Origin of the sequence: Kribbella sp. NPDC056861 (genome assembly GCF_040687575.1) — a bacterium.
GTDB lineage: Bacteria > Actinomycetota > Actinomycetes > Propionibacteriales > Kribbellaceae > Kribbella.
The window spans coordinates 147,373-164,279 of the sequence record NZ_JBFBNQ010000008.1 but is presented as its reverse complement, the minus strand read 5'-3'; the positions used below and the strand labels follow the sequence as shown (position 1 = coordinate 164,279).

General features: G+C 68.3%; 15 protein-coding genes. 9 read left to right on the top strand and 6 right to left on the bottom strand.

Translation table 11 applies throughout. From position 1 onward, the window contains the following. Window positions 1-54 precede the first annotated feature (54 nt). Window positions 55-1,845 carry a transposase gene (locus AB0P21_RS35160; RefSeq protein ID WP_363702649.1) on the top strand — a complete coding sequence of 597 codons (1,791 nt, stop codon included), beginning with the start codon at window positions 55-57 and terminating at the stop codon, window positions 1,843-1,845. Beyond that, complete coding sequence (locus AB0P21_RS35155; RefSeq protein WP_363702647.1) at window positions 1,842-3,287, top strand: AI-2E family transporter; 1,446 nt, start codon at window positions 1,842-1,844, stop codon at window positions 3,285-3,287. The genes AB0P21_RS35160 and AB0P21_RS35155 overlap by 4 nt, the downstream gene beginning before the upstream one ends. Window positions 3,288-3,348: 61 nt before the next feature. On the opposite strand, the gene AB0P21_RS35150 is transcribed toward AB0P21_RS35155, so the two are convergent. Next, window positions 3,349-5,244 (bottom strand): S8 family serine peptidase, encoded by a 1,896-nt coding sequence (locus tag AB0P21_RS35150; RefSeq protein WP_363702645.1) that lies wholly within the window; start codon window positions 5,242-5,244, stop codon window positions 3,349-3,351. 197 nt (window positions 5,245-5,441) lie between these two features. On the opposite strand from AB0P21_RS35150, the gene AB0P21_RS35145 reads away from it, so the two are divergent. Both AB0P21_RS35145 and AB0P21_RS35140 read left to right on the top strand, forming a co-directional pair. Beyond that, window positions 5,442-6,095, top strand: a complete 654-nt coding sequence (locus AB0P21_RS35145) for a hypothetical protein (protein ID WP_363702643.1) — start codon at window positions 5,442-5,444, stop codon at window positions 6,093-6,095. A gap of 31 nt (window positions 6,096-6,126) precedes the next feature. Continuing rightward, the gene (locus AB0P21_RS35140; RefSeq protein WP_363702641.1) at window positions 6,127-6,864 is read left to right on the top strand and encodes a hypothetical protein; all 738 of its coding nucleotides are present in this window, start codon (window positions 6,127-6,129) and stop codon (window positions 6,862-6,864) included. 53 nt (window positions 6,865-6,917) lie between these two features. Here the strand turns inward: AB0P21_RS35140 and AB0P21_RS35135 are convergent, their stop codons facing one another. From AB0P21_RS35135 to AB0P21_RS35125, 3 genes are all read right to left on the bottom strand, one after another. Next, window positions 6,918-7,838 carry a GTP-binding protein LepA gene (locus AB0P21_RS35135; protein ID WP_363702639.1) on the bottom strand — a complete coding sequence of 307 codons (921 nt, stop codon included), beginning with the start codon at window positions 7,836-7,838 and terminating at the stop codon, window positions 6,918-6,920. Between the two features lie 286 nt (window positions 7,839-8,124). Further along, entirely contained in the window at window positions 8,125-8,790 is a 666-nt protein-coding gene (locus AB0P21_RS35130; protein ID WP_363693832.1) for a fasciclin domain-containing protein, read from the bottom strand. Window positions 8,791-9,413: 623 nt separating this feature from the next. Then, entirely contained in the window at window positions 9,414-10,232 is an 819-nt protein-coding gene (locus AB0P21_RS35125; protein WP_363702637.1) for an alpha/beta hydrolase, read from the bottom strand. Between the two features lie 112 nt (window positions 10,233-10,344). Here AB0P21_RS35125 and AB0P21_RS35120 point away from each other — a divergent pair, with 112 nt between their 5' ends. From AB0P21_RS35120 to AB0P21_RS35105, 4 genes are all read left to right on the top strand, one after another. Then, window positions 10,345-10,935 carry a TetR/AcrR family transcriptional regulator gene (locus AB0P21_RS35120; RefSeq protein WP_363702635.1) on the top strand — a complete coding sequence of 197 codons (591 nt, stop codon included), beginning with the start codon at window positions 10,345-10,347 and terminating at the stop codon, window positions 10,933-10,935. A 69-nt stretch (window positions 10,936-11,004) separates the two neighbouring features. Beyond that, a complete protein-coding gene (locus tag AB0P21_RS35115; RefSeq protein ID WP_363702633.1) occupies window positions 11,005-12,933 on the top strand; it encodes a potassium transporter Kup in 1,929 nt (642 codons plus the stop codon). Between the two features lie 72 nt (window positions 12,934-13,005). Further along, on the top strand, window positions 13,006-13,215 hold the full coding sequence (locus tag AB0P21_RS35110) for a three-helix bundle dimerization domain-containing protein (protein WP_363702631.1): 210 nt from the start codon (window positions 13,006-13,008) through the stop codon (window positions 13,213-13,215). An 18-nt stretch (window positions 13,216-13,233) separates the two neighbouring features. After that, a complete protein-coding gene (locus AB0P21_RS35105) occupies window positions 13,234-14,106 on the top strand; it encodes a haloalkane dehalogenase (protein WP_363702629.1) in 873 nt (290 codons plus the stop codon). On the opposite strand, the gene AB0P21_RS35100 is transcribed toward AB0P21_RS35105, so the two are convergent. Continuing rightward, window positions 14,068-14,706, bottom strand: a complete 639-nt coding sequence (locus AB0P21_RS35100) for a DJ-1/PfpI family protein (protein ID WP_363702627.1) — start codon at window positions 14,704-14,706, stop codon at window positions 14,068-14,070. The two genes, AB0P21_RS35105 and AB0P21_RS35100, sit on opposite strands and share 39 nt — an antisense overlap. A gap of 85 nt (window positions 14,707-14,791) precedes the next feature. Here AB0P21_RS35100 and AB0P21_RS35095 point away from each other — a divergent pair, with 85 nt between their 5' ends. Then, complete coding sequence (locus AB0P21_RS35095; RefSeq protein ID WP_363702625.1) at window positions 14,792-16,129, top strand: PLP-dependent aminotransferase family protein; 1,338 nt, start codon at window positions 14,792-14,794, stop codon at window positions 16,127-16,129. A 4-nt stretch (window positions 16,130-16,133) separates the two neighbouring features. Here AB0P21_RS35095 and AB0P21_RS35090 read toward each other — a convergent pair whose 3' ends face one another. Beyond that, window positions 16,134-16,898, bottom strand: a complete 765-nt coding sequence (locus AB0P21_RS35090; RefSeq protein WP_363702623.1) for an alpha/beta fold hydrolase — start codon at window positions 16,896-16,898, stop codon at window positions 16,134-16,136. Window positions 16,899-16,907: the final 9 nt, after the last annotated feature.

Sequence of the window (16,907 nt, the reverse complement as noted above, 5' to 3'; positions counted from 1 at the left end):
TGACAGGCTTTAGGGTGAGGGATTCAACCGAGCCGCCAGAAGGGACTCTTTGGGATGGCTGACGAGTCGAGCCTGCCGTTTTTCGATCGTACTGCGACCGCCGCGGGTGGCTTCCCCGTGGGACGTCGCGGCTACGACAAACAGGCGGTGGATGACTACGTCCGCGCCCTGGAGATGCAACTCGCCGACGCCCGAGGGCGGCTGGAGGAGTCGCAGGCCAACTCCGCTCCCCTGCAGCGCCAGCTCGAGGAGGCCAAGCGCCAGCTCGACGCCAGCGCCAACCCCTCGTACGCCGGGCTCGGGGACCGGGCCGCGCAGATCCTGCGGCTGGCCCAGGACCAGGCCTCCGAGGCGCTCGAGGAGGCCCGGCGCGAGGCCGACGAACTCCGCAACACCGCTGCCAAGGAGGCCTCGGCCACCCGGGCGACCGGTGAGCGGGAGGCGCAGGACATCCGCACCGTCGCGCTGAACGAGTCCGACAGCATGCGCCGGACGGCCGAAGGCGACGCGGCGGAGATCCGCCGTACTGCCGACACGGAGGCCGCCGAGGTGCTCGCGGCTGCCCGGCGCAAGGCCGAGACGCTGCAGCTGACCGCTGAGTCCGAGTCGAGCACGATGAAGAACGGCGCGCTGCACGAGGCGGAGAAGATCCGGACCGCGATCCAGCGCGAGTCGGCCGCCCTGCGGGCCCGGCTGGCCGACGAGCGCGAGCAGCAGGCCAAGGAGCTGGCTGACAAGCACTCCAAGATCGCCGCCGACACCGAGAACCTGACCACCCAGATGCGCGAGGCCGCCGAGGCCTCGGAGCGCCGGGTCGCCGAGGCCACCGAGCAGGCCCGCAAGATCCGCGCCGAGGCGGACGAGTCCGCCGAGCGCACCCTGTCGCGCGCCCGCCGCGAGGCCGAGCAGCTGCTCACCACCGCCCGTACCCGGTCCGAGGCCGAGCTGGCCAACGCGGCCGACGAGGCGGAGCGGTCGCGCACGATCGTCGCCCGGGAGACCGAGCGGCTCGCCAAGCGCCGCGACGGCATCCTGGCCCAGATCGCGGGGCTGAACGACATCGCCAGCAACATCGCCCGTCAGGCCGCCGAGCTCGACTCCGAGACGGCCACGCCGTACAGCAACCCGTTCGCGGCCCCGGCCTCCCCGCCGCCGGCCGCACCGGCGAGCAGCTCGTACGACAGTGCCCCGGGCAGCGCCAACGCCTACGACGGCGCCGCGACCAGCAGCCCGTTCGACCCGCCGGCCAGCCCGTCGGCGAGCAGTTCGTACTCCGCGCCCGCGTCCGACAACCCGTTCAGCGAGCCGTCGGCCGCGCCGACCGGCAGCAGTGCCGCGAGCAACGCGGGAAGCAACACCGGGAGCAACCCGTTCGCGACGTCGTACGACGACGTGCCGAAGTACTCCGCCGGTGCTTCCGAGCCGACCGCGACCTACCCGAAGACCGAGGTCGAGCCGGAGGAGGCCGAGCTCGGCCGGACCGGCAACCCGTTCGCCGGTGGCAGCCCGTTCGTCGGGTCCGAGGCCGGTGACGCGCGCGTCGACGAGACCCGGATCGACAGCAACCTGCGGGTCGACGCGAGCAGCGTCGACGACCTGCGGGCCGCTGACCTGCGCGACGACGAGCCGCCGCGCGACGAGACCCGGATCGACGAGTTCCGGCTTGGCGACCTGAGCAGCGGAGCCAAGGCCGGCCGCCAGAGCGAGGCCAAAGCAGCAGCCGGGACGGGCTCCGACGCCGACCTGGACAGCCGCCCGGACAGCAACCTGGACAAGGCCTCGGACAGCGCCACGAGCACGGCGAAGGCGACCGGAGACGGCAAAGCCGCGAAGGACGAGAAGTGACGCCTGCCGGCGCCCAGGATGACAACGACAAGACCCAGGTAGCGGAGATCGAGGAAGCGGCGCGCGCGGCGAAGGCCGCCGCGGCCGAGGCCGAAGCGGCTGCCGACGACGCGGCGAAGTCGGCGGAGCAGTCCGAGACCTCGGCGGAGCAGTCGGAGACGTCGGCCGACAGTGCCGAGTCGTCCGCGGACGAGTCCGAGACTGCGGCCAACGAGTCGGAGAGTGCCGCCGAGGAGTCGGAGAGCGCGGCCGAGAGTTCGGAGCTGGCTGCGAAGACCTCGGCGATCGCCGCCCAGCGCGCCTCGGAGGCGGCCCGGGCCGCGGGCAACTCCGACACCGACTCCAACCTGGTGGGCGAGCTGCTGATCGACGAGCGGCACCCGTCCGAGGGCATGGGCCGCCCCGGCCCGCCACTGCAACGCTCGAACCCGTTCGTCTTCGGCTTCTTCGGAGCCCTCGGCGTGCTGGTCGCCTACGGGCTGTGGCACGCGCTCGGCCAGGCCCAGTCGGTGCTGATCCTGCTGATCGTGTCGATGTTCATCGCGGTCGGCCTGAACCCGCTGGTCGAGTGGTTCATGCGCCGCGGGCTCAAGCGCGGCCTCGCGGTCGGCGTGGTGTTCCTGCTGGTGGTGCTCGCCTTCACCGGCGTCGGGATCGCGATCGTGCCGGTGGTCACCGACCAGATCAACAACCTGATCAAGAACGCGCCCGACTGGCTCGACCTGCTGACCAAGTCGAAGACGCTGCAGGAGCTGGACGACCGCTACCAGTTCATCAAGAAGGCCACCGACTACATCCAGGACCCGGCGCTGGCCCAACGAGCCTTCGGCGGCGTGCTCGGTGTCGGCAAGGTGGTCGCGAACGCGCTGTTCTCGGCGTTCACGATCCTGATCCTGACGCTGTACTTCCTGGCCTCGCTGCCGACGGTGAAGCGGGCGGCGTACAGCCTGGTCCCGGCCAGCCGCCGCAACCGGGTCTCGATCCTCGGCGACGAGGTGCTCGGCCGGGTCGGCGGTTACGTCAGCGGCCAGTTCCTGGTGGCGGGCTGCGCCGGCATCTTCATGTTCATCTTCCTGGAGATCGTCGGCCTCGGGCAGTACGCCGTGGCGCTGGCGATCGTGGTGATGTTCACCGCCTTCATCCCGATGGTCGGCGGCCTGATCGGCGTCGTGCTGGTCGCACTGATCGGCTTCACCGACGGGCTCTGGGTCGGCATCGCCTGCCTGGCCTACGGGATCATCTACCAGCAGGTCGAGAACTACGTCGTCGCGCCGCGGATCATGCGCCGCGCGGTCGACATCCCCGGCGCCGTCACGGTGATCGCGGCCCTGCTGGGCGGCGCGCTGCTCGGTGTGGTCGGCGCGTTGCTGGCGATCCCGACGGCGGCGGCGATCCTGCTGATCATCCGCGAGGTGTGGGTCCGCAAGGCCGACGAGTCGTAGTACTCAACAAAGGACGACGCCCGGGGAGAGCTGTTGCTCCCCCCCCGGGCGTCGTCTTGTTTCAGGATGCGAAGCAGAGCGCCTGGGCGCCGACGCTGTAGCACTGGATCTTCTTGGTCGCGGTGCCGGAGTTGCCGGCCCGGTCCGTCACCGTCAACTGGGCCGTGTACGACGCCTGCGCGGCCGGGTAGTTGTGCGAGACCTTCGTCCCGGTGCCGGTCTGGTTGTCGCCGAACTTCCACGCGTAACCGGCGATGTCGTTGTCGGGGTCACGAGTGGTCGCGGCGTCGAAGTCGCACTTCTGGTAGAAGCAGCTCACCGAGAAGGCCGCCACCGGCGGACTGCCCGCGCTCTGCCCAACCTGCACCGACTTCACCTCGTCATCGGTCTTGCCCTCGTTGTCGGTGACCGTCAGCTTGACGCTGTAACTGCCGGCCTTCGCGTACTTGTGCGCCGCCGGCTTCACACCCTCGCCGGTGGTCCCGTCACCGAAGTCCCACCGGTACGTCGCGATCGAACCGCCCTCGTCCTTCGAGGTCGACCCGTCGAAAGCGCAGGTCAGCGTCGAGTCGGTGCAGGTCGCCGTGAACGCCGCGACCGGGATGCCGGCCGGCGGCGGGCCCGAGCCGCCGATCTTGCTGACGTCGAGCAGCTTGTTCGGGGAGCCGGTGCCCGGGTTCTTGACCACGCCGCTCAGGGCGATGGAGACGAGTCCGTCGCGGACCTGCTGGGGTGTCGCGGTCGGGTTCGCCGCGAGGTACAGGGCTGATGCGCCGGTCACGTGCGGCGCGGCCATCGACGTACCGGACATGCCCTTCGAGCCGTTGTTGCTGGAGTTGCTGGCCGAGGTGATGTTGCCGCCGGGCGCGAAGATGTCGACGCAGCTGCCGAGGTTGGAGAAGCTCGACCGGTTGTCGTTCTCGTCGGTGGACGCGACCGTGATCGCCTCGGGCACCTTGGCCGGGCTCGGCGTACAGGCGTCGCCGCCGTTGTCGTTGCCAGCAGCAACCACCCAGGTGACGCCGGCCGCGATCGAGGCCTTCACCGCGCGGTTGACGCCCTCGGGGTCGGCGTTGGCGCCGCCGGAGGTCCAGCTCGCGTTCGCGACGGCGGGCTTGACCGCGTTCCGGGTGACCCACTCGACGCCCTGGATCGAGTCGGCGTCGGGCGCGTTGCCGTCACAGCCGAGCACCTTGACGCCGATCACGGTGACGTCCTTGGCGACGCCGTAGGTCTCGCTGCTCGACGTACCGGCGGTGTGGGTGCCGTGGCCTTGGTCGAACTGGTTCTTGCACTCGTTGACATTGGCGTCCTCGTCGACGAAGTCGTAGCCGGACTTGGCCCGGCCCTCGAAGGCGACGTGGTCGGTGTTGAGCTCGGAGTCGGTGTTGTAGACGGTGACCCCGGTACCGGTGTTCGGGTACTTGTAGATCCGGTCCTTCACCCCGTCGATCCGGTCGAGCCCCCAGGACGGCGGGTTCGGCTGCTCGCCGGCGAGCTGCTTGGCCGCCTGGTAGGCAGCACTGCTGACCGTCGGGCGGGAGGCCCCGTAGACGTTGGCGGCCGGGCGGGAGGCGCCGTAGATGTTGGCGGCCGGAGTGGTTGCCCGATGCACCCACAGGGACTGCTGGACGAACTCCACCTTCGGGTCGGCCGCGAGCCGCTTGGCCTGCTGGTCCGACATCGCCGCGGAGAAGCCGCGCAGCGTCGCGGAGTACACGAAACCGATCTTGCCGCCGTACCGGTCGGTCAGGGTGCGTGCCTCACTCGCGACCACCGACTCGGCCGACGCGGTCAGCGACGTACCGCCATGCAGGCCGACGATGTAGCGCCCCGGGATGGAGTCGGGCGCCCCCTCGTTGAGAATCCGGCCGACGGGTGCCGCCGCGGCCGGTCCTTGACCGGTCAGCACCAACGCTGACGCGGCCAAGACCCCCAGGAACGTTCTCTTACGCATCGCAACCTCCGAAGTGTGGGCGGGCCATCACTGTCGGTGCAGCATCACGCGGAAACAATCCGGACCCGCATTAAGTAGGTACTACGTACTCCCGGCCCGGCTGTTCGACTTCGTTCGGGATCGGGGACAGCGGGCGGCGTGGGTCACGAGGCTGGACGGGTTGGTTCTCCCCCGCCTCGTCCCCCTGAAGGAGAAGAGTGAACAAACTCAGTCGCCGTCCTGCCCGACGGCGTTTCACCGCGATGGTCGCGATCGCCCTCGCCCCGCTACTGGTCGTCGCCGGCGTGGCCTGGGCCGCTGCCACCGACAACATGTTCCCCACCTCGCACACCGGCGGCGCCTGCATCGCCGGCATGAACGGCAGCGCGCCGTGTCAGACCGACAACAAGGAGGTCTACTTCTACATGGACAGCGCCGGCGAGTACGAGCTGGAGGCGGTCGACAAGCAGACCGTCAACAGCGCGATCGACGGCGAGTACCGGCCGACCGACCTGGCCTTCCACTACGACTCGTCGCCGGTGTTCTCCGGCAGTGGCGAGACGGACATCATCTACCAGGAAGGCTCGACCGGCCTGCCCGACTCCGCCGCCGGGATGACCTGGTGCGACGCGGTCGGCGGCGACGTCCGGGACTGCGACCAGCAGTACATCCGGATCCGCGGCAACGGCTACATCACCTACGCGCGGGTCTGCCACGAGACCGGTCACGCGGTCGGCCTGCAGCACGGCGACCTGGCCAGCCCGCAGCTCAACAAGCACACCGACACCCGGCTCGGCTGTCTGCTGACCCCCTCCGACGGTCACCCCGACCTAGGAGCCAACAACCGCGAAAACATCAACGCAACCTACTAGGAGGGGTGTCGTGAGGTCTCACATTCGTACCATGGCCGGACTCGGGATCGCCGCGGTCGCGGCGGCCGCCATCGGCATCTCCGCTAGCGGTGCCGCCACTTCCGACTCAGCCCGTACTGCGCCCGCCGACGCGCCGAAGGCGCTGCTCGCCGACGGCGACGATCGGCTGCCGAGCGGGGCCGCCGCCGACTGGGTGACCTACGCCGACCATGTCGTGGTCGTCAGCGTCACCGGCGAGAAAGCGCTCCAGCCGACTCGGACCGAACTCGACCGAGGCGAAGGACTGATCGGGCGGAAGGTCGCGCTGACGGTCGACAAGGTGCTGTGGTCCCGCAAGGACGCGGCGCGCCCTGCGCCTCGGGCCTGGGAGTACAACGCGGCCGGCTGGGCCTTCAGCGAAGGCAAGCCGGAGCAGCGCACACCGGTGGCGTTGCACGACCGGCCGCGGATGGAGAAGGGACACCAGTACGTGATCGCGTTGGCGTGGGACGGGCCGCGGTGTTCGCCCGGCGAAGCTGTCGAGGCCGGCCGCTGGATGGGGCTCGGTGAAGGTTCGGAGCTGCCGTTCGACGGTGGCGTCATCGGCCAGGGTGAGAACGAAGGTGCGCCGCAGCCTCTCGCCAAGGCGCGCACCGATGCTGCCAAGGCCGGCGCTGTCGGTGACCTCGAAGACCAACTGGCAGGCTCCGGAGCCGGTGAGCTGGTCGCCAAGTTGAAGGCGGCTACTCCCGCCACCAAGCAACTTCCGTTGGCTGCACCCTGTAGCTGACAACTCTCAGCGGGCTGGTCGCGGAGGCGGCCAGCCCGTTGTCGTGAGGTGGCTCAGGCTTGGCGGGTGTTGGCAGCAGCCAGCCGTGCGGCGGCCTTGAGCGAGTCCAGCACGTACGTCGGGATGCGCAGACCCTGACGATGCGCGTAGAGCATCTCGAGCTCGAAGCGGCCGATCTGCTGGGCGTAACGGAGCAGTTCCTCTTCGCCACCGGAGGTGATCCCGAGGTGGTGCATCACGTCGCCGAACTGCGCCCACTGCTTCTTCGTGTACGCGCCGACCGGTTCGAAGGTGTAGCGCCGCAGCGTCCGGACGAGCCACTTCTGCCAGGGGGTGATCTCCGACCACAGTCCCTGGGCAGCGATCTTGTAGTACGCGAAGTGACCGGGCTCCTGGCGACGGATCGGCGCGATGATGGTCGACGCGACGGCCTTCTCGCCGAGGTCCAACAGCCCTTGGTGGAGCCGGTTGTACGCGATGATGGCCGACTGCTCGGTGGCCACGCCGGTGAGGTAGTACAGCATCCGGCTGACGTCCTGGATCGGACTCCAGTTTCCGAGGACGCCGAGCACCTTGAAGCTGAAGTTGACGTGCGTCAGGTCCGGCGTCGCGACCGGCAGCCCGGCCAACGTCTGCAACCGGTCCAGCAGCAAGCCGTGATGGACCTCCTGCGGGAGCCAGACGTCAGCGTAGAAGTGCTTGTCCACGGCCGGCGGATCGGGCAGCAGAATGTTGAGCTCGAGCACGTTCCGCTCGACCTCCAGCTCCACCCGCGACATGTAGGTGACCACGGGCCCGAACTTCTCCGCGACCAGCTCGGGTCGCACCATCGTGTAGTCGGCGCTGTCGATCGGGATCGGCGGGTGCTCGTCGGCCAGCTTGTCGACGTGCTCGGCCAGCCGCCCCTCGACCGAGAACGGCCGCCGGCGTCCACGCCGGTCCCGCCGCGCAGACGGGGTACGCTTCGCGGTCATCGCCCACCCCCAGGCATCAGATCAAAGTCGGTCTTTCTGACCATGAGTAAGTCTCACCTTACTTTGCCGCTGGTCCAATATCCCACCATCTTTCGGAAGTACCGCGTGATCCGCCGCACTCCGGAAACCGCGGATGCCGACAGCAACCTTCGGTACCCCACCCGGACAAAACGGTGGTGCCTCCCTGGAGTTGGGAGACACCACCGTCACTGCTGGGTCAGTGCCACCGTGATCTGGTGTCCTGGCCTGGTGACACCGACCCGGTGATGCCGGACCGACGGGATCGTCAGGCCGCCGGCGGCATCAGAACGGTGTCGATCAGGTACACGGTCGCGTTGGCGGTCTTGACGCCACCACAGATCACCTTGGCGTTGTTGACCATCAGGTTGTCGCCGGAACCGGTGACCGTGACGGCGCCCTTCTCGACGCTGACCTGCTTGCCGACCACCGCGGCCGGGTCGAGCTGACCGGGGATCACGTGGTAGGTCAGGATCTTCGACAGCAGCGCACTGTCGGTCTTCAGCGTGTTGATCGTCGCGGCCGGGATCTTCGCGAACGCGGAGTCAACCGGAGCGAACACCGTGAACTCGCCGCCGTTCAGCGTCGAGACCAGGTCGACCTTCGGGTTCAGCTTGCCCGACACCGCAGCGACCAGGGTCTTCAGCAGCGGGTTACCGGACGCAGCGGTGGCCAGCGGCGCGGCCGCCATACCGTCGACCGAACCAGCGCCGGTCGGGTTCGCCTTCGCGTAGTCGGCACAGCCCGGGCCGACCAGACCAGCGGCGTTGTCCATCGACGCGGACGCCGACGGGGTCTCCATCGGAGCCGACGACGAGGAGGTGGCCGACGGGCTGTCGCCGGCCTTGGTGTCATCGCTGCCACAGGCAACAGTTGCGAAGAGCAACGAAACGGCAGAGGCGGCGAGGGCTACACGCTTGATGGTGTGGGACATGACGATGTCTCTCTTTCAGTGAGGGGCTAGGCCAGGACGACCTGACATCCCTACTTCGACACCGTCACTGGAGCGGATGGGTGGGTTGGCGAAAAAGATTTTGGGAGTGGGTGAGGTGGGGGCGGGAGGTGTTGTGCGGTTGGGGAGTTGGAGGGGATGGCAGGTGTTGTGTGGTTGAGGAGTTGGAGGGGGGTGGGGCCTGTTTAGTGGTGGGGTGGGTTGCGGACGGCAGCCACGCGACCAGGCACGAGCCCCGTCCGGAGCAACGCGAGCAACACCGGCGACTTCGGCTGAAGCATCGAGTCCATTCCGCGACCAGCCTGCCTTCACCAAGCAGGCGACGTAGGAGCCGGCGCCCAGGGCGGGTGGGAGCTCAGCGCACAGCGAGCGACGAAGGAGCGAGCGGAGCGCCGGCGCGGGAACAACCAACCACCTGCGGCGACGCCTGACGCCCACCGCCAACACCCAACCCACCAACAACCCGACCGAAAGCAATGCGACCAACCACGCCACCACCTGCTCTCACCAAGCAGGCGACGCAGGAGCCGGCGCCCAGGGCGGGTGGGAGCTCAGCGCACAGCGAGCGACGTAGGAGCGAGCGGAGCGCCGGCGCGGGGGCTTATCTACTGAGCGTGTGAGACCGCCCAGTTCAGCGCGTAGTCGGCGACCTCTTCCCAGCCGTCCTGGCTGACGATCCGGTGCGTCCGCCCGGGGAACTCCTTGAACTCCACCACCGCCGGGCTCCCCGTCTTCTTGTACTTCGCCACGATCGCCTTGCCGATCGCCGGCGGTACCACGTGGTCGATCTCGCCGACCAGGATCAGCAGCGGCGCCCGATCGGCCCGCCCGTAGTCGACCTTGCTCACCCCGGACTTCTCGTTGAGCACCGAGGTCACGCCTTCGAAGAACACCCGGTTGTAGGAGTTCACCGCGTACTCCTCCCACACCTTGTCCGACTCGGCCTGCGACAGGTCGTTGCCGAAGGTGAAGTGGAAGTGCCGCTTGGAGATCGGCTTGGCGCCGTTCTTCCCGAACGGGTTCGACAGAATCGGGAACCCGGTCCACAGCGTCGAGAGCGGCAGCGAAACCACGCCGGCGGTCTGCCCAGGCTCGACTCCGACGTACGCCGCACCCAGTCCGCGGTCGGCCAGCATCTGCGTCAGCACGCCGCCGAACGAGTGCCCCATGATGATCGGCTTGACCGGCAGCGCGCGGATGATCGCCTCGTAGTGGTCAGCGATCTGCTTCAGGCCGATCCCCTTCAGCGCTTCGGGGTTCGAGCGGATGTCCGCGACGCTGCGGTCGTCGATCCCGGGCCAGCCCGGCACGATCACCTCGTGCCCGGCGGCGCGGAACCGCTCCGCCCAGGTGTCCCAGCTGCTCGGCGTCATCCACAGGCCGTGGATCAGGACGATGGGGGTCTTGCTGTCCGGAGTCGACATCTCGGGTTCCCTTGCTCGTGAGGTAGATAGACCGTTCGTTCTTCCAGAACTGTAAGGCCACTGAAAGCACCACGTCAAGAGAAAAAGAGACAGATCGTTCTATCATGTGTTCATGGCTACCCCCAGCACCCCGCGACGGCCCTCGGAGGCCCGGGACCGCCTGATCCGCGTAGCGAGCGAGCTGTTCTACCGGGAGGGCATCCACTCCGTCGGTGTCGACCGGCTCGTCGCCGCGGCTCAGGTCACCCGGGCGACCTTCTACCGGCACTTCCCCAGCAAGGAGGATCTCGTCCTCGCCTATCTGCAGAGCGAGGACGCCGCCATCCAGGGCGCCTTCGCAGCCGCCGAGCAGTCGGGCGCCGAGCCGCGGGAACTGGTTGGACTGGTGATCCAAGCAGTGGCCGACGACGTCGAGCGTCAGCACACTCGCGGCTGCCCCTTCATCAACGCGGCCGCGGAGTACCCCGATCCCTCCTCCCCCATCCGGGTCAGGATCGCCGACCATCGCAAGTGGTTCCGCTCCACTCTCGAGCACCTGATGAAGGCGGCCGAACTGCCCGACCCGGCCGAGAAGTCCCGGATCCTCGTCCTGCTCCGCGACGCCGCCATGGTCGGCGGTTACCTCGACGGCGCGCAGACGATCCGCCCCACCTTCGAACGCACCGCCCGCGAGGCGCTCGCCCTTGATCCCCAAGCCGCCTGAGCCCCAAGCGCAACAAACAGCCGCGGCGTTCTAACGGATCTCTAACACCCGGTCGGGCATCATCTGTGGGTGACCACGTCCGATCAGCCTGCCGCCAAGACCCGTATCACCGCCAAGGCGGCGCTGACCGTCGGCGCTCTGGGCGTCGTCTTCGGCGACATCGGGACCAGCCCGATCTACACCATCCAGACGATCTTCAACCCCGGCGACCCGCACCCGGTGGAGGCCACCACCGCCAGCGTCTACGGCGTCGTCTCGCTGATCTTCTGGTCGGTGACGATCATCGTCACGCTCAAGTACGTCCTGCTCGTACTCCGCGCCGACAACGACGGCGAGGGCGGCATCCTCGCGCTGATCACCCTGATCCGGGGCCACGCCGTCTCCGGCAGCCGGCGGACCAAGGTGATCCTGGCCGGCCTCGGGATCTTCGGCGCCTCGCTGTTCTTCGGCGACAGCATGATCACCCCGGCCATCTCGGTCCTGTCCGCGGTCGAGGGGCTCAAGATCGTGCAGCCCGGCCTGGAGGACTTCATCGTCCCGATCACGGCGACGATCATCGTGGTGCTGTTCACCCTGCAACGCCTTGGGACCGCCCGGATCGGCCGCTCCTTCGGCCCGGTGATGGTGTTGTGGTTCGTGGCGATCGCCACCTGCGGCGTGTCCGGCATCGCCCGCCACCCCGAGATCCTCAAGGCCCTGTCGCCCACCTACGCGATCGGCTTCCTGACCGGCCATTTCTCGACCGCCTTCTTCGCCCTCGCGGCCGTAGTACTGGCGATCACCGGCGCCGAAGCCCTGTACGCCGACCTGGGCCACTTCGGCCGCGCCCCGATCAGGCGGGCCTGGCTGTTCCTCGTCTTCCCTGCGTGCGTGCTCAGCTATCTCGGTCAGGGCGCGCTCGTGCTCGCGGACCAGAGCGCGATCAGCAGCCCGTTCTTCCTGCTCGTCCCCGACTGGGCGCGGCTGCCGATGGTCCTGCTGGCCACCGCGGCCACGGTCATCGCCTCCCAGGCAGTGATCACCGGCGCGTTCTCGGTCGCCCAGCAGGCCGTGCAGCTCGGCTACCTGCCACGGCTGCGGATCCTGCACACGTCCTCCGACGAGATCGGCCAGATCTACGTGCCCTGGATCAACTGGGCGCTGATGATCTCCGTCCTCACCCTGGTCTTCGCCTTCGAGACGTCGGCCGCACTCGCCTTCGCGTTCGGCATGGCGGTGACGGGCACGATCACCATCACCACGTTGCTGTTCTTCTACATCGTCCGGCACCAGTGGGGTAAGCCGCTGTGGGCCGTGATCGTCGGTGTCGCCCTCTTTCTGACCGTCGAACTCCTCTTCCTGGCCGCGAACCTGACCAAGCTCGTCCACGGCGCCTGGCTCCCGCTGCTGATCGGCGTCACGGTGTTCACCGTGCTGACCACCTGGCAGAAGGGCCGCGAGCTGGTCACCAAGAAGCGCGCAGCCGACGAAGGCGAGCTCCGGGTCTTCATCGACGAACTCCACGACGCCCAGCCGCCGCTCCGCCGAGTCCCCGGTACTGCGGTCTTCCTCAACCGCGGCAAGGCAACGGTCCCGCTGGCCATGCGCGCCAACGTCGAGCACAACCACATCCTGCACGAGAACGTCATCATCCTGTCGCTCGAGACCCTCCCGGTCCCGCACGTCCCCGACGACGATCGCGTCGTCATCGACGAGCTCGGCCACACCGACGACGGCATCGTCCACGTCGCCGCCCAGCTCGGCTACATGCAGTCCCCCGACGTCCCCGCGATCCTCAGCCTCGCCGCCGCCCAGAGCCCCGAACTGTCCGGCTTCGACCTGGACGACACCTCGTACTTCCTGTCCACCATCGAGCTCCGCGTCGGCGACGCCCCCGGGATGACGCGCTGGCGCAAACACCTCTTCGTCGCCACCTCCAGCATCACCGCCGACGCAGCCGAGTACTTCGGACTCCCCCGCGACCGGGTGGTCATCATGGGGTCTCGCATCGACGTGTAGCCGGCCCGGCCAAAGGTGAACAGTTCGCAAACAACCTTGTCTCACCCAGCGCCGCGGCGTACTGCTGGAGACATGGACCGCTCAGACGAAGACCGCGCGATCGCCGAGGCAGCCGAGCGACTCACGAAGACGTTCCCCGACGTCTCCCCCGACACCGTCGAGCAGGCGGTGGCCGAGAGCCGACCAGAGTTCGACGGCAACCCGATCCGGGATTTCGTCCCGCTGTTCGTCGAACGCGCCGCGAAACAACGCCTTCGCACCCAGGTCAGCAGCAACAGCTGACCGCACTCCGGGTCAGCGATGGCAACCGTCGCAGTACTCGACAGCTGGCTGTACTACGGCGAGACGGGCACCGGTACGCCGGTCGTGTTCCTGCACGGCAACCCGACTTCGTCGTACCTGTGGCGCAACATCCTCGCCCCGGTAGCGAAGTACGGGTGCCGGTGTATCGCGCTGGATCTGATCGGCATGGGCGAGTCAGGCCGTCCCGACCTGAGCTACCGCTTCGCCGACCATGCCGCGTACGTCGACGGCTTCATCGAGGCACTCGGACTGGACGACCTCATCCTGGTTGGCCATGACTGGGGTGCGGTGCTCGCGCTGGACTATGCCCGCCGGCATCCCGACCGGGTCCGCGCGGTGGCGCTCCTCGAAGGACACCTGCACCCGATCGATCGCTGGGCCGACTTCGACGCGGGCGGTCGCGAGCTGTTCCAGAGCTTGCGGACCCCGGACCTGGCTGAACGGCTGATCCTCGAAGAGAACTTCTTCATCGAGAAGGTCCTTCCGTCTGGCGTACTGCGAACGCTGAAACCCGAAGAGCTGGACGCGTACCGCGCACCGTTCGCCGACCCACGCGACCGCCGGACGATGCTCGCCTGGGCGCGCGAGATCCCGATCGAGGGCGACCCGGCCGATGTCACCGAACTCGTCCTCGCCAACCAGTCCGTGATCGCGGACCCGGCCGTCCCGAAGCTCCTGATGCACGCGACACCGGGAGCCGTCATCGGCGCCGCCGAGGTCGAGTGGTGCCGCGACCACGGCCAGAACCTGACCATCACCGACGTCGGCACCGGCCTTCACTTCCTGCCTGAAGACCGGTCTGAGCAGATCGCCGACGCGTTGACGGACTGGCTACCCGGCGTGCTGGATCTCCCGCGAAACGGCAGGTAGTTCGAGGTAGGGAGTGACGTTGAGCAGAGCCCGGGCGACGTACTCGTCCTTCTCGCCGACCGGGGCGACGTAGTCCATCGCCTCCTTGGCGGCTTCGAGGCTGTGCAGCCGGGCGATGGTCCAGGTCGCGAGGTACGTCGATGCCAGGCAGCCGCCGGCGGTGGCGAGGTTGCCGCGGGCAAAGAACGGCTGGTTGAGGACTTCGACGCCTGCGGCAACGACCCACGGCTTGGTGGTGACATCGGTACAGGCGGGCACGTCGGCCAGCAGCCCGAGTTTGGCCAGCACGAGCGCGCCGGAACACTGGGCCGCCAGCAACTGCCGGGCCGGATCGAGCTGGCCCAGGGTCGCCATGATCGCGGGGTCCTCGACGACCTCGCGGGTTTGCTTGCCGCTGCCAACGATCACGGCGTCCGCCGTACAGGCCTCGTCGAGGTCGATCATGGCGTCGATGGTCACGCCGTTCATCGACCGCAACCGCGGCGTAGGCCCGGCGATCGACACCCGCCAGCCCGGTGCGCGGACCCGGTTGAGGATGCCGAGGGCAATCAACGAGTCGAGCTCGTTGTAGCCGTCGAAGGTCAGGATCGCGATGTGCACAGGTGCTCCTCTCCACGGTTTCCGCGCTCACGGTAGGCGCGGCAATCCATGACGATCCAGAAATTGTCCTGACTACAATCGCGGTGTGAGAGTGCCGAAGTACAAGGTCGTGGTCGATGCGCTGGCGGCGCAGCTCCGCAGCGGCCGCTGGCCGGCTGGTCATCGCCTCCCGACCCACCGCGCTCTTTCCGCCGACGAGGGCATCGCCGTGGTGACCGCCTCCCGCGTGTACGCCGAGCTGGAGGCGATGGGCCTGGTCAGCTCCGAGCAGGGCCGAGGCACCTTCGTACGCGACCTAGCTGCCACCAGTGGCGATTCAACCGACCAGCAGTCGGTGGCCGTGGATGCCCTCGACCTGAGCTTCAACTCCCCCGCGGTCCCCGGCCAAACCGACCTCCTGCGCCAGGCGCTGCGCAACCTCGCCTCGGCCGGCGACCTCGAATCGCTCCTGCACTACCAGCCCCACCGCGGCCGCACCCAGGACCGCGCGGCAATCGCTCGCCACCTCCACCGACGCGGCCTGGAGGTCGGCCGCGAACGAATCCTGATCGTCAACGGCGCCCAGCACGGCCTCGCGGTGACGGCGATGGCGATGTTCCAGCCCGGCGACGTGGTCGCGGTGGATGCCCTCACCTACCCCGGCTTCGTCGTGCTCGCCCGCACCCTCGGACTCGAACTGGCGCCCCTACCGCTGACCGAAGACGGCCCTGACCTCGATGCCTTGGAACAGCTGTGCCGCCGACGCCGGGTGCGCGCCGTTTATTCGATGCCCACCATGCACAACCCCCTCGGCTGGGTGCTGGACCAGGCCCAGCGCTCGCGCTTGGTCGCCATCGCCAGCCAGTACGACGTTTCGATCATCGAGGACGCGTCGTACGCGTACCTCGCCGAGCACGCGCCACCACCGCTGGCGATGCTCGCACCGGATCGCACCGTCTACGTCTCCGGCCTGTCGAAGAGCGTCGCCCCCGGACTGCGCATCGGCTTCATCGCAGCACCTGCCCAGCTGATGCCTTCGCTCGAGCGGGTGATCCGGGCTACCACTTGGCACACGCCGAGCCTGACCGCAGCAATCGCCTGCCGCTGGCTCGACGACGGCACGGTCGACCGACTCGAGGTCGAGAAACGAGAAGACGCACGGTTGCGGCAATCCATCGCCGCGGAGGAGCTGGCTGGGTTGCCGCTGGTGGGGCACGGTACGTCGTACTTGGTCTGGCTGCCGTTGCCGCAGGATGCGCGCCCCGATCGGATCGCGGCAGCGCTGGCGGATCGACGGGTGGCGGTGTCGACAGCTGAGCCGTTCGCGACGACGGAGGCCGTGCCGCACGCCTTGCGGCTGGCGCTCGGGTCGGTGGGGATCGAAGAGTTGCGGGGTGCGTTGAAGGCGGTGCGGGAGGAGGTTGCCGGAGATCCGTTCCGCTGAGGTGTCAGGCGAGGAACGGAGTGACGGCCGCGAGGAAGTCGTCCAGGCGTTCGGCATGAACCCAGTGGCCGGCTTCGGGGATCTCCGAGTACTCCACCGCCGGGAAGTACTGCTTGATGGTGTCCTGGAAAGACAGCTGCACGTAGTCCGACTTGCCGCCGTAGACGAACAGGGTCGGGCCGGTGTAGACGCCGTGTTCGTCGGCCGGCCAGCCGGAGATCGCGGGGAGGGCTGCTTCGATCACCGGGAGGTTCGGCTTCCAGCGCGCACCGGACTCGTCGAGGATCAGATTCTGCAGCAGGAAAGCGCGGGTGCCAGGTGACTCGACAGCGTCGACCAATTGGGCGTCGACGTCTGCTCGGCGCTGGACGGTGGAGAGATCTGCGGTGCGCATCGCCTGGGCGTAGGCAACGAAGGCAGGTGGGTAGACGACCGGCGCAGCATCGACCACCACCAAGCGGTCGACCACCTCGGGATGCCGCAACGCGGTGAGCATCGCGGTCTTGCCGCCCATCGAGTGACCCACCAGACCAACCGGCCCGACAGCCAGGTCGCTGATCGTCTCGAAGACGTCAGCAGCCATCTCCGGATAGCTCATCGTGTCGGTGTGCGGCGAGCTGCCGTGGTTGCGCAGATCGAAAGCGAACACCCGGTGCGAAGAGGCCAGCCGCCGCGCAGCCGTCATCCAGTTGCGGCCGGAGCCGAACAACCCGTGCATGACGACGACCGGCGAACCGCTCTCGCCGTACGACGTAACCGGAAGCAGCATCTCGAACCT

Excerpts from the sequence above, each read along its gene's own strand:
- AB0P21_RS35135 (WP_363702639.1), bottom strand. The coding sequence starts at position 7,838 with ATGACCGCGAAGCGTACCCCGTCTGCGCGGCGGGACCGGCGTGGACGC.
- AB0P21_RS35120 (WP_363702635.1), top strand. The coding sequence starts at position 10,345 with ATGGCTACCCCCAGCACCCCGCGACGGCCCTCGGAGGCCCGGGACCGC.
- AB0P21_RS35140 (WP_363702641.1), top strand. The coding sequence starts at position 6,127 with ATGGCCGGACTCGGGATCGCCGCGGTCGCGGCGGCCGCCATCGGCATC.
- AB0P21_RS35110 (WP_363702631.1), top strand. The coding sequence starts at position 13,006 with ATGGACCGCTCAGACGAAGACCGCGCGATCGCCGAGGCAGCCGAGCGA.
- AB0P21_RS35160 (WP_363702649.1), top strand. The coding sequence starts at position 55 with ATGGCTGACGAGTCGAGCCTGCCGTTTTTCGATCGTACTGCGACCGCC.
- AB0P21_RS35125 (WP_363702637.1), bottom strand. The coding sequence starts at position 10,232 with ATGTCGACTCCGGACAGCAAGACCCCCATCGTCCTGATCCACGGCCTG.
- AB0P21_RS35130 (WP_363693832.1), bottom strand. The coding sequence starts at position 8,790 with ATGTCCCACACCATCAAGCGTGTAGCCCTCGCCGCCTCTGCCGTTTCG.
- AB0P21_RS35105 (WP_363702629.1), top strand. The coding sequence starts at position 13,234 with ATGGCAACCGTCGCAGTACTCGACAGCTGGCTGTACTACGGCGAGACG.
- AB0P21_RS35150 (WP_363702645.1), bottom strand. The coding sequence starts at position 5,244 with ATGCGTAAGAGAACGTTCCTGGGGGTCTTGGCCGCGTCAGCGTTGGTG.
- AB0P21_RS35090 (WP_363702623.1), bottom strand. The coding sequence starts at position 16,898 with ATGCTGCTTCCGGTTACGTCGTACGGCGAGAGCGGTTCGCCGGTCGTC.